Source organism: Deltaproteobacteria bacterium (genome assembly GCA_003194485.1).
Classification (GTDB): domain Bacteria; phylum Desulfobacterota; class Dissulfuribacteria; order Dissulfuribacterales; family UBA3076; genus UBA3076.
The window spans coordinates 44,871-59,096 of record PQXD01000005.1 but is presented as its reverse complement, the minus strand read 5'-3'; the positions used below and the strand labels follow the sequence as shown (position 1 = coordinate 59,096).

Below are 14,226 nucleotides of genomic sequence, written 5' to 3'. Positions count from 1 at the left end.
TATGGCAGCAAACGTGGTGATGAACTTCCTGAGGATTTGAGTACTGCAGAAAAAAGGCTTGCAAAGATCAAAGAGGCTAAAAAATACCTGGAAGCCAGAAAAAAGGCTGAAGCCAAAAAGAGCAAGGAGTCTCATAAGAAACACGGCAGAAAATCTCAAAAGCCTGACGACACAGTGAAGCCTGAAACCAAGGTCAATATGACCGATTCTGAGAGTCGTATTCAGAAGACGTCCAAAGGTTATATTCAAGGTTATAATGCTCAGGCCGTAGCTACAGAAGACCAGATAGTTATTGCCTGTGACGTGGTGAATGAGGCCAATGACATTCATCAGCTTAAACCTATGCTGGAGCAGGCACAGCAGAATCTTTCAGAAATAGATGTTTACGCAAAGACAGTCCTTGCTGACGCAGGGTATTGCAGTGACGATAATCTTGAATACCTGGAATCCAAGGATGAAATAAACGCTCTTGTTTCAACCCGGAAAGAGCAAGAGATGAGAAAGGCCGAATCCGGCTCCAAAAATATCAGGCACCGTTCCGACAGATACAAGGCCATGGACAGGAACCTCCAAAACCCAGTCAGTCGATATATTTATGGATTTCGCAAGCGAATAATTGAACCTGTATTTGGGCAGATGAAACATTGTCAGGGTTTCCCCGGCTTTCTCTTACGTGGACTTGAGAAGGTTAAGAACGAATTCACCTTATGGTGCAGTGCGCACAATATTTTGAAGCTATACAGATATGGCGACAGAAAAACGGCAATATGAGCATAAAATAGAGGAAAACAGGGGGTGGAATAAGGCTCTTATGACAATGAATCTCAATAATCAGCATTTCCAGAAAGTCCAGAGGGGCATAAGGCCAAAATTTGGCCGAATCGAAATCTTCGGCTGATATGATTTACGGGACACGCTCATAAGGGAAGTCTTCCCATTGGAAGAAGGGTGGACTATCAGACGGTCTGCATTAAATGTCACGATCGTAACTGGACCCCGGAATTTGATTATGACAAATACCGCAAGCGAATTGAACATAGAAGCAAGGTCATACCCGAAATATTACCTTAAAAGATAGAAGACATCAGGTGGATAGAGTCGCCTTTAGTATATGTACCGTCCTTTCTCTCCTTATAGGTGTCTTCCTTTTATTCAATGTTAAGGCTATACCAAAATACATTTACATGAATGAGGCAGGGAAAGAGATACTCAATACGGTAATAGAGATGCAAATGGAGGAAAAGGATTACCTGATTTATAACAATGAAGATGCCTTTTATAATGCCAGGGATAAAATAGACAGCTTGAGAAAATTGTTTTCTTTATATGAAAAATCAATATCTGCTGAAAATGAGGCAGGAGTTTTTGATTTTGCCGCATGGGATGAGGCCATAAACCTGTATGAGAGATTGTCTGATCAGTTTATCCTCTATCATAAGGCTATTGAAAAGCACGTTATTGAACTAAGGACCTTAGAAAAGAATATTCTAGCGGTCATATATTCAAAAATGAATCCAGAGCGCGGCATAATAGCCTTGCAAGAGATTCGCATTCATGAAAAGGGATACTTCCTCTACCGTAACTATCCGGAACCGCCAAGTGAGCCCAGTTTTTTGGATAAGCGCAAACAGGCGGTCTCAAACCTACTGATATGGGCACAGCATGATAAAAGAATTGATGAATTGATGAAGAAAGACGATAAGTTGTTTAAGGCAGTTTTGAGCTATTACAAGAGTCAAGATGATATTTTCCCAGCACTCAAAAAAGAAAGTATAAAAATAAGAAATGCTGCCGGGAAGTTATTCGAAGAAGGTAATAGAAGATTAAATATCATTTACCATCGCTGTGTCTTTCTTTCTATAATCCTTTTGATTATGTGGCTGATCGTAGCCATTGCCATCGTATTTACCCGGTTTCGTTCACAGGTTCTGTATCAGAAAAAGGGGGCTGAATGAATTACCCCGCTGCAAGTAGCGGTGTATCCAAAAAGCATTGAACGACCCAGGGGGTGGGGAATATACCCCGAAGTGATTGACGTATGTCATTCCTGAAAGATTCTGGCATCCGGACGAAGATTATATTGTCCGTAGTCGTCTTACTTGTCTTTGTTGCCCTGCTTTTCTTCTGGGCCAGCTATATGCACGAAAAAAAAGGTCTCCTTGCAAACATGCAGGACAGTGTCATTGCCTTGAACCGTGCCCTGACCATCAGTATAGCGAATCAGAAGAATATTGCTGAAAAGGTAAACCTGCAGAAACTTGTGGAAGAGCTGTCTCTGACCGAAGGGCTGTTCGGTGTATGGGTAGTAGATAATGATCGCCGGATCACATCCGCCACGTTCAGGGAGCAGGTTGGAGAAGTTGCGTCTTGCCGGCTCGTTCTGGAAGCACTGAAGAAAGGTTATTATGTGAGCGGTTTTGATCATGTAATGGGAGAGGAGGTTTACAAGGGAGTTTATCCCCTTAAGAAAAAGAACAAGGTATTCGCTGCAGTGATAGTTGCTTTTGAGTTGCATGATTATTTTCGTGCCTCCCCCAGGGATCGGATTAAACTCATTGGCCAAATGAGGACAGACAGCCGAATTATGGCAGAATCGCTCAGTTACAGTATCAGAAACATGCAGGATATAAATAAGCTGATCCATTTGCAGAGATTGGTGACCAGGCTGACCGAAGGCTCCGAGACCGTCTCGTGGATCATGATTGTGGACGATGACAGCCGTATCATAGCCTGCAGCGATATCGACAAAGTGGGCATGATTGCCAATGATAAAGGGATCAGGGCAATTATCAACGGTGCGGACATCTATACCAGGATATTCCCGCGCCAAAAGATGTATTTGGTCGATATGCCGTTAAAGTTCGGCAACGAACTTATAGGCGTGGCAAGCATTGGTTTCGATGCAACAAGATATTACGCCCATTTGTCTGAAATCTTGCACTTCATTTTGATGATCTCCTGTATGGGTATCGTCCTTGGGATCATGCTTTCCTTTCAACTGGCCGATCCCATTATTAAGCCCATCAGGCGGCTGACAGAAGTGACTAAAAGACTTGCGGGAGGAGATCTTTCCCAAAGGGCTACCGTGACCTCCAAAGATGAGATCGGCACTTTAGGCATGGCCTTCAACCGGATGGCTGAAGACCTGTCACGCACCAGGAAGGAAATAGAGGAGTACAGCAAGACCCTTGAGGAAAAGGTGTGGTTGCGCACCAGGCAATTGGAAGTTAGTAACCAGGAATTAAAGGATATTCAGAATGAGCTGATTCAAGCCAATATGGCCAAGTCGGAATTCCTGAGCATAGCCTCTCACGAGCTTCGTACGCCGCTGACTACCTTGTTGGGATACAGCGAGCTTTTGTTGACAAGATCTTTAACAGAGAGCCAGGAGAACGAGTTTCTGCGCTTTATCCATGAGGAGTCGATCCGTTTAAGCAATATCCTTGATGACATTCTGGATATCTCACGGATAGAATCCCAAAGGGGCCTCGAGTTTAAGAAAAAAACCCTTGCAACTTGCTGAGCTTTTAATGAAAAACATCAGGTTTTATTCCGAAGCAGACACCGGCCGCCGCATTATTGCAGACATCAAACAGGATTTGCCTCTGGTAAATGCGGATGGCGAGAAGATTGAACAGGCTATAAAGAATCTCCTGGATAATGCAGTTAAATATTCAGCAGGTGGCAATATCATATGCAAGGCCTTTGAAAGGGACAATATGGTCTGGATCAGTATTCAGGACCATGGCATAGGTATACCTGAACGGGATTTACCCAATATCTTTGATAAATTCTACAGGGTAGAACGAAAGGACGGATCCCATATCAGCGGCACAGGTCTTGGACTGTCCATTGTAAAATTTATTATAGATTCTCATGGAGGCAGGATAGATTTAGAGAGTAAAGAAGGCAAAGGTACAACGATCGGTTTTGGTCTTCCTGTTTTTTGGGCAGAATCAGGTCTGATAAAATGAAAAAAATATTAATAGTCGATGACGAAGACAAGGTAAGAAAGCTAATAAGAATTACACTTTCCATCGGTGACTTTGAGATACTTGAGGCCTCGACAGGCGAAGAGGCCTTGAAGATAGCCCGGGAGGTCATTCCTGATATCATTCTGTTGGACATTATGATGCCGGGCAGATTGGATGGTTATGATGTCTGCGGTTCCCTGAAAAAGGATCCTGATACAAAGGACATTTACATTATTATGCTCACGGCCAAAGGACAAAAAGCCGACATAGAAAGAGGGAAGGCTGCATGTGCAGACGATTATTTTGTAAAGCCGTTCAGTCCGATGGAATTGATGAACAAGATAGATAGTATCCTTTGATAAATGCTTATATGGACTAATGAACATCGAACATCGAATGTCCAACATCGAATGTTGAATGGGAAAAGATGAAAAAACAGAAGAATTAATTAAGTTTTTCGTTACGAGTATTAAAGCGGTTGAAAAGAGACAAAAATGGACATTGAATGTCACGCGGCGCAAGCGCCTGCGCTGCGCGTCGGTATTGGATGTTTGTTTTTCATTCGACGTTGGACGTTCGATGTTCGATGTTCGATGTTCATCTTTCAAAACAATTCCGTAAGGTATTTTCACGATAAATAGCGAGGAAAGCCGGTTTGCAGAAGATATGGTCCGGTATCATCATAATTTTGATCGGACTTGGCGTCTATAGCCTGTACGGCTATCTTCGTCTGGAAACGCCGCCGGTCGAAGAGAAAATAGATATAGGGCCAACGCAGCCTGCATTTGTTGCTTCCAGCCCCGGGGTAGGTCCGGATGAGATATTAATCGGATCATCCCTGGCCCTTGGAGGACATGCCAGTTTTTTGGGAACACAGTATTTTCATGGCGCAATGTGCCTGATCCGGAAGATAAACGATGAGGGCGGCATTCATAATCGAAAGATCAAGGTAATTGCCTACGATGATGGGTACGACCCTCCACGGTGCGTAGCCAACACAAACAGATTAATCCATAAAGACAAGGTGTTTTGCCTTTTTTGCTATGTTGGGACACCGACTACCGTCAAGATTATTGATATCGTGGAAGAAAATAAGATCCCCCTTCTGGGTATCTTCAGTGGGGCCGATAAACTGCGTTTTCCTTTCCGGCATTACATCTTCAATATCCGTTCATCATACTACCAGGAAACCAATGCCGCAGTTCGCTACTTTGTAAAAGAAAAAGGGTTGCGCCGTATAGCGGTATTTTATCAATATGACGACTATGGTTTTGACGGGCTCAAGGGCACACAGATCGCCTTGCAAAAGTATTATCTCGCTCCGGTGGCCACAGGGAATTTCATAAGGGGGACACTTGATATCGAGGAGGCCCTTGACAAGATACGGGCCTCTCAGGCCCAGGCGGTCATCATGATAGGTACCTATAGCCCATGCGCCAAGTTTATAAAGGAGGCCAGGGCCAGGGGATATAATCCTTTATTTCATAACGTCTCTTTTGTGGGGGCAGATAAACTGGTCGAGGAGCTTGGTGACGCCGGCGAGGGGGTCTTGATTACGCAAGTTGTCCCACCACCTACCGAGCGGATCCTTTTGCCCGCATGCAAGCAATATTCCCGCCAGTTAGCCCGATACTATCCGGATGATAAACCCAACTTTGTGAGCCTTGAGGGCTTTATCAACGCCAGGATCCTGATCGAGGCCCTGAGGCGGACAGGGCGGGATGTCACGCGGGAAGGCTTTATAAAGGCATTAGAGTCTATCAGAGAACATTATGTAGGAATTGGGACCGCTATCAGTTTCGGTCCCAGTGACCACCAGGGGATAGATGACGTGTACTTTACCGAGGTCAGGAACGGAAAGATACAGCTACTTTATAAGTAGAGCCTTAAGCCTGAAGAGTTAAGATGCCAGTGCTGGCAGACAGACACTAAACCGAGTACCCTGATCAGGCGTGCTGACCACATCCATCATCCCTCCGTGTTTTTCTACTATCCTGTAAGATATGAACAGGCCCAGACCGGTCCCTTGTTGGCCTTTTGTCGTGTAAAACGGCTCGAAGACATGTTCCATGACCTCCGGGGGAATGCCGGGACCTGTATCTTCAAAGACCATTTCCACGTACGGCTGATCATCCGCTGATTTTCTTACATGATTAGTGGCAGTTATACGTAAGATACCACCCGGTCCCATGGCATCAATAGCATTAAGAATAAGATTGGTGAAGACCTGTTCGATTTGGGTATCATCTGCCAGGATTTTTGACAATTCGGATTGCAAACCTTTTTCCAATCTTATCTGGTTTTTTGTAAGTCTATATTTCAATAGGGAAAGGCTGCGTTCCAATATAGTATTGATATCCACAGCTTCTCTTTTTTCAGGCTTCTTGCGCGAAAAATCGAGAATCTGCTGCAACATGGAAGAGGCCTTCATTATACTTTTTTCTGTCAACTCCAAATACTCTACTGCCTTTTCCGGAAGATTGCTTCGATCCAGGAGCAAGATAGACAAATAACCCATGGCAGGGGTCAGCGCATTGTTGATCTCGTGAGCAATACCAGCCGCCAGTTCTCCCAGGAGGGCTATCTTGGCGGACTGCGCCAATTGCTGTCCGGTTAATTTTAACTGCCTCTCTCTCCTTTCTTTCCATAAACATCTTGGCCAGATCTCTGGCATAGAGAAGAGTCTGTTCCTCAATGGAATCGAAATCGCTTTTGGATCCGAAAATCTTTTTGTCCGTCATCTGACCTTACAAATTCTTGATACCGGCCTTCCGCTGGCATAGCATAAAAATAATGGTAACAATACAGAAAATAACTTTCAGATGATCTGGCCTGACGGTTCTTAAGTTAAGAAAGTGCAGTAAACTCCGGTTAGATCTTTGCATGTAGTTACTTTCGTAAATATCGTGTTAAGGTATTTATGGCATGAAGTTACTGCCAATGTTGAAAAGAGACGGGATATCACTTTTTTTAGATACTTGTTTATACATGAAAGCCTCCAACTTGTCAAGCATATTGAATCCTGGCTGACTCAGATCCTTTACAGTATAATCAGTGCCAGATTAAACAACAACTCAGTTTTTTAATCATGAATTTTAAATTACGAAATTTTGTGTCTATTAGTTTGGCAGTTTTTAATGCTTGTCTGTTGTACGGATTATTCTAACCGTAAAATCTATAACAAAGAATAAATAGTAAATAATTCGATGAGTGACAGGCAAAAAGAAAGGTCCTTTGAAGAGACTGCTGAATCGCTGCTTAAAGTCGTGCGCCAGCTTGCGGCTGAGCTTCAACCGGGTCGGAAAGAATTATCGTCAGTGACGCTCGACAGCTCACTGGATCGTGACCTTGACCTTGACAGCCTGGCCAGGGTAGAGCTGCTGATCCGAATTGAGCGAACTTTTGATGTCATGCTGTCCGAACAGGTGCTGGCCAGCGCGGAAACGCCGCGCGATCTGCTGCGGGCCGTGCTGAGCGCCGGCAGTCCGAGGCGGCCCCGGATAATCCCGGATCAGGTAAAACCGGCCGCCCTGGAGAAGGCGGATACCGCGGCTCATAGTGCGCAAACCCTGGTAGATGTCCTGGACTGGCACGTGCTCTCCCATCCTGACCGTCCTCATATACTCATTTACGGCGAAGCCGATCACCAGACAGAGATTACTTACCAGGCACTTAAACAGGGGGCGGAAGCAGTAGCTGCCGGGCTGCGGCAAAAAGGCCTTGAGCCCGGACAGAGAGTGGCCATAATGCTGCCCACCAGTCGCGAGTACTTCTTCAGTTTTTTTGGAATATTGCTCGGAGGCGGTATACCGGTTCCCTTGTATCCACCAGTACGGCCGACGCAGATCGAGGAGCACCTTCGCCGCCACAGGGGCATTCTGGGTAATGCGCAGGCCACGATGTTAATTACTGTGCCAGAGGCCCGGCAACTCGCCCGTCTGCTCAAGGCCCAGGTGGAGGGACTGCGCAGCGTGGTGACTGTTCAGGACCTGTCTGCCGGGGCGGGAGAATTCAGCCCTCATCCATTACAGCCCCAGGATATCGCCTTTTTGCAATACACCTCAGGCAGCACGGGTAACCCCAAGGGCGTGGTCCTCACCCATGCCAACCTGCTGGCCAACATACGGGCCATGGGCGCGGCCGTGGAGGCAGATTCCACTGATGTTTTCGTCAGCTGGCTGCCCCTTTACCACGACATGGGCCTGATCGGTGCCTGGTTCGGCAGTCTGTACTACGCCTGCCAACTGGTGCTTATGTCGCCCATGGCGTTCCTGGCGCGACCGGAACAGTGGCTGTGGACCATTCACCGGCACCGGGGCACCTTGTCCCCATCCCCCAACTTCGGCTATGAGTTTTGCCTGCGCAAGATCAATGACCGTGATATCAAGGGACTGGACCTCAGCTCCTGGCGCATCGCCTTTAACGGGGCGGAGCCGGTCAGCCCGGAGACGGTACGGCACTTTTCCGAACGTTTCAGCCAATATGGCTTCCGGCCGGAGGCCATGACTCCTGTCTACGGGCTTGCCGAGAGCTCGGTTGGCCTGGCCTTTCCGCCCCTTAACCGCGGCCCGGTCATTGACCGGATCCGGCGCGAGCCGTTCATAAGCTCCGGTCAGGCCATACCGGCACCGGAAACAGACACAAAGGCATTGCGCTTCGTGGCATGCGGCCAGCCCTTGCCAGGGCACCAGATCCGCATTGTAGATCCCACTGATCGCGAATTGCCTGAACGGCAGGAAGGCAGGCTGCAGTTCCGGGGGCCTTCGGTAACCAGCGGCTATTTCCGCAACCCTGAGGAGACCCGGGTTCTGTTCCACGGAGACTGGCTGGATTCCGGTGACCTCGCTTATATAGCCGGAGGAGATGTATATCCGACCAGCCGGGTCAAGGACATCATCATACGCGGCGGGCAAAATATCTATCCATATGAGCTGGAAGAGGCTGTGGGAGAAATCCCCGGCATCCGTAAAGGTTGCGTGGCTGTCTTTGGGAGCACTGACCCTGCTTCCGGTACTGAGCGCCTGGTGGTACTTGCCGAGACCCGGGAAACGGACAGCGAGAAGATAGAGTGGCTACGCACCCGTATAAACAGCGTGACGGTCGACCTTCTGGGAATGCCTCCTGACGACGTGGTAATCGCCCCTTCGCATACGGTACTCAAGACTTCCAGCGGGAAAATCCGCCGTGCCGCCAGCCGCAATTTATACGAGCAGGGCGGGATCGGCAGGCGCCAGCGGGCGGTCTGGTGGCAACTGACCCGTCTCGCGCTGGCCGGCTTGTTGCCGCAGATGCGCCGCGCAAGACGAATGGCAACCGATGTGCTATACGCCTCTTACGCCTGGGCACTGTTCGGGCTGATAGCGCCTGTGACATGGCTGCTGGTGGGCCTGCTACCAAAGTCTGGATGGCGGTGGACTGTTGCACGCGCCTCCATGCGACTGCTGGCCCTTCTTTCGCAAACACCTGTTGTGGTGCACGGGCTGGATAACATCCCCAGAGACCGGTCCATTGTCCTGGTGGCCAACCACCTGAGTTATCTTGATGGATTTGTGCTGGTGGCAGCCCTGCCCATTGAGTTCGGTTTTGTAGCCAAGGTGGAACTGAAAGACTATTTTACCATCCGCTTGCTGCTTTCGCGCATGGACGTGGAGTTCATCGAGCGCTTTGATATTAAACGTGGCGTGGCGGACGCCCGGCGGGTCGCACAAGCGGCAGCCCGCGGGAAGTCATTGCTGTTTTTCCCGGAAGGAACGTTTCAGCGTATGCCGGGTCTGTTGCCATTCCATATGGGCGCATTCGTTACGGCTGCGGAGGCCGGTATGCCGGTAGTACCTGTGACAATCAGGGGAACCCGGTCCAAGCTGCGTTCAGGCTCCCTGCTTCCGCGCCGGGGAGCGATAAGCGTTACGGTCGGGAAACCGATTACACCAAAAGGATCAGACTGGTCTGCTGCCATCGAGCTGCGTGACGCAGCCCGCAAAGACATTCTGCGTCACTGCGGGGAACCCGATCTTGGTCATACAGCCGTCCTGACAGGAGATTAAAGATGTAACCGTTCTGGGTTGAAAAGGGTTCAACGTTTATGGTTACCTTGGCGCCGCCGAATCCGCTGAATATTGGCTAAGAGACTGGGAGCCAAGACCAACTGAACCTTTGAACGGGGAACCATTGAACCTTTGAACGGGTACTTAAAGACAATGCATCCATTAACAGGATTCCATTCGGACATTATTTCCTGCGCCGAGGCAGGTACTCTGCCGGGACTGTTCCTGCGTCGAATCGAAAGGACGCCTGAGGCCGTTGCCTACCAGCAGTATGATCCGGCCGGGCAGAGGTGGATATCCTATACCTGGCGGGAAGTCCACTTACAGTATTCCCGCTGGCAGCAGGCCCTGGCAGGAGAGAATCTTGAGGCCGGTGATCGTGTCGCCATCGCCATGCGAAACAGCGTGGAATGGGTCTGCTTTGAACAGGCCGCCCTGTCCCTGGGGCTGGTGGTTGTGCCCCTGTGTACATGGGACAGTCCCGGAAACATCGCCTATATCCTGAGCGATTCCGGCAGCAGGATATTGCTCATCGGCACTGATCAACAATGGCAGGTACTGGCAGAGCATTGTGCAAGGTTGCCTGCCCTGGAACTTATACTGTGTTTGGAAAGAGATAGAGTGACCAGGACACCACAGAATATAAAATTCCGCCATGTCGCCGACTGGCTGCCGGAACAGCCTGAAGCCCCGGTCAACCGGGCCACTGATCCTCATAAGCTTGCTACCATCGTTTACACTTCAGGGACAACGGGCTGTCCCAAGGGCGTGATGCTGTCTCACATGAACATCCTCTGGAATGCAGAGGCTGTACTGAAAGTGAATCCCGGATACCGTGAAGATATCTTTCTGTCTTTTCTGCCTTTGTCGCATACATTCGAACGTACAGTAGGCTATTACGTTCCCATGATGGCAGGCGGTTCTGTGGTATACGCGCGCTCTTCCAGGGACCTTGCCGAGGATCTGCTTACAATCCGGCCCACAGTGCTCGTATCGGTGCCAAGGATCTTCGAGCGTATATATGCAAAGATACAACAACAATTAAAGAAAAAGAATGCGCTTGTGCGGTTTCTGTTCAGATGGGCGGAGGATGTTGGCTGGCACCGGTTCGAAGCCGCCCAGGGCCGGGGCAGCCATGCCAGGCCGGTAGAACGTATATTATGGCCGATTCTCCATCGACTCGTGGCAGCAAAAGTACTGGCCAGGCTGGGCGGGCGTGTGCGGTTTGCAGTCAGCGGAGGGGCACCGCTGCAGGAGAGACTTTCACGGTTCTTTGTCGGGCTTGGGCTGCCTCTGGTACAGGGGTTCGGCCTTACCGAAACCGCACCGGTAATAAGCACCAATCGCCTTGAAAACAACGTCCCGGCATCAGTGGGAGAGCCCTTGCCCGGCGTTGAGGTCAAGATCGAACGAAACGGCGAGCTTCTCGTGCGCAGCCCCGGCGTCATGCTTGGCTACTGGAACCGGCCTGAAGATACCCGCACGGCCATAGATGATGATGGATGGCTGCACACAGGCGATATTGCGGAAATACTGGATCATAGAATCTTTATCCGCGGGCGGCTCAAGGAGATCCTGGTGACCTCCACCGGCGAGAAGGTCTCGCCCGCGGACCTGGAGGCGTCGATTGTCCTGGATCCGCTCTTCAAACAGGCCATGGTAGTGGGAGAGGGCAGGCCATACATTGCGGCGTTACTGGTGCTCAACCCTGATGCATGGCAGATATTCGCCTCCGGGCTTGATCTGGATCCCGAGGATCCTTCGTCACTCCGGTCTCCCGCCGCCATAAAGGCGGTCATCAAAAAGATCGCAGGGCTGCTGCAAAAATTCCCGGCCCATGCACAGATACGCTCCGTGTACATGACACTGGAGCCATGGACCATTCAGAACGGCATGATCACCGCAACTATGAAACTGAAACGGCCGGAGATCGAAAAGCAGTTTGCAGAACAGATACGAAAGCTGTATGTGCGCCACGATATTCCGGCATAGTGATAGACAAAAAACGTCAATCCCGCTACCAGCGGGAGTGTTGAAGCAGTAATTCGAATGTATCAGGGGAAGGGTAAACCCCCAACCCTTTCAGCAGCTCCGCCATCCGGTCAAACGGGTTATGCTCCCTTGCAAATCGGATATAGTCGGCACGAGGCAAAAACAGAGACCAGGGCAGGGCATATATAGGCAAAGGAAAGTCTGTGGCGAATAACAGCCTGTTAAACAGCTCCGGATGACTGCGCCACCACAGCAAGGCCTCCATTCGGTTGGGGAGCGCAAGGGCTGCGGTATCGCAATAAAGATTGGGATAACGGCGAAGCATCTGTTCAAAACGCGTCAGGGTCCGCCGGTTAATGAAGAGGCCGCCGGATCCGCTGTGGGCGGCGATCACGATGACATTCTGCTCCAGGGCAAGACACAGGCGCTCAAGATTCCCGTATGCCTGGTGGATCGTAGGCAAGGCGAATTCAAAGCCGGTGTGACAGAGCAGCGGAAGACCCAATTCAGCCAGCTTCTTATAAAAAGGCAGATGGCGACGATCCGCAGGATCAATACCCTGGCTGTTCGGCAGCCATTTGACCAAAACCGCTCCCTGTTCCGCACAGCGTTCAAGGACTTCAAGGGCATCGCGCCTGTGGGGGTGAATCGATGCCCCGAAAAGAAAGAGTTCCGGGGCCTCCCTGCACCAGGCCAGCACATCTTCATTGCTCACATAAAAACCGGTCATCTCCCGGTGAGGCGTTCCCTGTTCGTCATATACCTGATCCAGCGCAAGCAGCACTGCGCGCCGCACATAACGGGAACCGCGAAGATGTCTTGCCAGGTTCTCCGTGTAAGCCCGCGCGGCATCCGGTCCAGTCCCGTGCGCACCGGATTGCCTGGCAGCAAGGGCAAACAAGGCCCGCCGCCAGCCGTGAGCCTGGATCTCGCCGTTACGCGGCACGGCATGCACATGGATGTCAGTGTATGCGCTATCCTTATCAAGGACCTTCATGCTCAGGTCCTTGCCGTACAAGGCAAGGCCTTGTCCAATAAAATCCCGGCCTTTCGTATCTCCGAGGCCGTAGGCACGGAGGCAAGCCCCAGACGGGTTACCGAGAAGGCGGCCAGCCGGTTTGCAAACCTGACCGCAGCCTCCGGGGAATTGCCTTGATCAAGGGCTGAAAAAAAGGCGGCGGCAAAGATATCCCCGGCCCCACAGGGGTCCTTCTCCTGCACCTTGGGTGCGGGGAAAATGCGCTCGCTGCCCTGCCGGAAGAGCCTTGCACCCAGATGGCCCTCGGTCAGCACAAAAATCGGCACTACGCCGGCCAGGGACCGGGCATAGGCCAGATCGCCATCCAGGTCCTCAAGACTCAGGAGCACGGCGTAAAAACCGGCCAGTTTCTCCGGGGACACCTTTTGAGGGGAAACCATGCCCCTGCTGTCCCAGGTCCTGAACCACCCCTGCAGGGTGCCCACAAGTCTCCCTTTGGGAAAAATCTCCAGGAGTTCCAGGGGACATTCATCAGCTACCGGGGCGATGTGAATGATATCTGCAGAAAAAAAGGCCTGCGGGATCATATCCGGTTGGATGTGACGGGCAGTGGCAAGGAGATGCTGGATCCTGCCCGATGGGGTATCCTGGTTGCGAAAGGTGATGGTCGCCGTGGAATCGAGGACGTGAATGGCTGCCCCCGGAAGAAGCTCGCTCACGGGCTCGTCCGGCGCACATGTAGTGAGTACTTTGATGCCATATCCCAAAGCCATGGCGGTGAGTCCGGCATAAGCTACCGTACCGCCATAGCGAAAGCCCTCTTCAGCGAGGTCTCTGGTAAGTGCCCCCACCAATAGATAGGTCCTTGCATGCATAGGAATAGTCACCTCTACCCAGACTACTCATGTTTGATTCCGCTGAAAAATCCAATCTGCGGCGTTGCTTCAATTTTCCACTCACTGCGACGTACGATAAGTACGTCTCATTCCTGGAAAATTTCGCGCCTTACACCTGCCTGCCGGCAGGCAGGTCTAGGGCTTTTTGAGCGGAATCATGAGTTAAGGGTTTTTGCAGTGTAAACATGTTCAAAAAGTACAGCAAGCCACTACGTATGATCCCGAATTATGCAGCAGCCAAGTTTGCCAAAGATGCGAGGCGGAAGGCACGCAGACGTACTTTTGTACTTCAAGTGCCTGACAACAAAGCAGATTTGGTAAAATTGGCTGCCCCTTGTGGC

General features: G+C 50.4%; 11 protein-coding genes. 8 read left to right on the top strand and 3 right to left on the bottom strand.

All coding sequences use genetic code 11. The features are described from left to right. From C4B57_04145 to C4B57_04120, 6 genes are all read left to right on the top strand, one after another. The coding region (locus C4B57_04145; protein PXF55119.1) for a DDE transposase at positions 1–771 on the top strand (771 nt) is incomplete at its 5' end. A 413-nt stretch (positions 772–1,184) separates the two neighbouring features. Beyond that, positions 1,185–1,955, top strand: coding sequence for a hypothetical protein (locus tag C4B57_04140; protein ID PXF55118.1), 771 nt, complete (start codon positions 1,185–1,187; stop codon positions 1,953–1,955). Between the two features lie 83 nt (positions 1,956–2,038). After that, a complete protein-coding gene (locus C4B57_04135) occupies positions 2,039–3,523 on the top strand; it encodes a hypothetical protein (GenBank protein ID PXF55117.1) in 1,485 nt (494 codons plus the stop codon). Continuing rightward, entirely contained in the window at positions 3,510–3,974 is a 465-nt protein-coding gene (locus tag C4B57_04130; GenBank protein ID PXF55116.1) for a hypothetical protein, read from the top strand. The genes C4B57_04135 and C4B57_04130 overlap by 14 nt, the downstream gene beginning before the upstream one ends. Next, a complete protein-coding gene (locus tag C4B57_04125) occupies positions 3,971–4,333 on the top strand; it encodes a two-component system response regulator (GenBank protein PXF55115.1) in 363 nt (120 codons plus the stop codon). The genes C4B57_04130 and C4B57_04125 overlap by 4 nt, the downstream gene beginning before the upstream one ends. Positions 4,334–4,650: 317 nt before the next feature. Then, complete coding sequence (locus tag C4B57_04120) at positions 4,651–5,856, top strand: hypothetical protein (GenBank protein ID PXF55205.1); 1,206 nt, start codon at positions 4,651–4,653, stop codon at positions 5,854–5,856. Between the two features lie 18 nt (positions 5,857–5,874). Here C4B57_04120 and C4B57_04115 read toward each other — a convergent pair whose 3' ends face one another. Continuing rightward, positions 5,875–6,648: a hypothetical protein gene (locus C4B57_04115; GenBank protein ID PXF55114.1), complete on the bottom strand. Its 774-nt coding sequence runs from the start codon at positions 6,646–6,648 to the stop codon at positions 5,875–5,877. A 532-nt stretch (positions 6,649–7,180) separates the two neighbouring features. Between C4B57_04115 and C4B57_04110 the strand changes: the two genes are divergently transcribed. Next, on the top strand, positions 7,181–10,018 hold the full coding sequence (locus C4B57_04110) for an acyl-phosphate glycerol 3-phosphate acyltransferase (protein ID PXF55113.1): 2,838 nt from the start codon (positions 7,181–7,183) through the stop codon (positions 10,016–10,018). A gap of 153 nt (positions 10,019–10,171) precedes the next feature. Continuing rightward, complete coding sequence (locus C4B57_04105; GenBank protein ID PXF55112.1) at positions 10,172–12,010, top strand: long-chain fatty acid--CoA ligase; 1,839 nt, start codon at positions 10,172–10,174, stop codon at positions 12,008–12,010. A gap of 25 nt (positions 12,011–12,035) precedes the next feature. On the opposite strand, the gene C4B57_04100 is transcribed toward C4B57_04105, so the two are convergent. Next, positions 12,036–13,007, bottom strand: coding sequence for a metal-dependent hydrolase (locus C4B57_04100; protein ID PXF55111.1), 972 nt, complete (start codon positions 13,005–13,007; stop codon positions 12,036–12,038). 2 nt (positions 13,008–13,009) lie between these two features. After that, a complete protein-coding gene (locus C4B57_04095; protein ID PXF55110.1) occupies positions 13,010–13,864 on the bottom strand; it encodes a hypothetical protein in 855 nt (284 codons plus the stop codon). Between the last annotated feature and the right edge of the window lie 362 nt (positions 13,865–14,226).

Excerpts from the sequence above, each read along its gene's own strand:
- C4B57_04135 (PXF55117.1), top strand. The coding sequence starts at position 2,039 with ATGTCATTCCTGAAAGATTCTGGCATCCGGACGAAGATTATATTGTCC.
- C4B57_04140 (PXF55118.1), top strand. The coding sequence starts at position 1,185 with ATGAATGAGGCAGGGAAAGAGATACTCAATACGGTAATAGAGATGCAA.
- C4B57_04105 (PXF55112.1), top strand. The coding sequence starts at position 10,172 with ATGCATCCATTAACAGGATTCCATTCGGACATTATTTCCTGCGCCGAG.
- C4B57_04110 (PXF55113.1), top strand. The coding sequence starts at position 7,181 with ATGAGTGACAGGCAAAAAGAAAGGTCCTTTGAAGAGACTGCTGAATCG.
- C4B57_04095 (PXF55110.1), bottom strand. The coding sequence starts at position 13,864 with ATGCATGCAAGGACCTATCTATTGGTGGGGGCACTTACCAGAGACCTC.
- C4B57_04125 (PXF55115.1), top strand. The coding sequence starts at position 3,971 with ATGAAAAAAATATTAATAGTCGATGACGAAGACAAGGTAAGAAAGCTA.
- C4B57_04100 (PXF55111.1), bottom strand. The coding sequence starts at position 13,007 with ATGAAGGTCCTTGATAAGGATAGCGCATACACTGACATCCATGTGCAT.
- C4B57_04115 (PXF55114.1), bottom strand. The coding sequence starts at position 6,648 with ATGCCAGAGATCTGGCCAAGATGTTTATGGAAAGAAAGGAGAGAGAGG.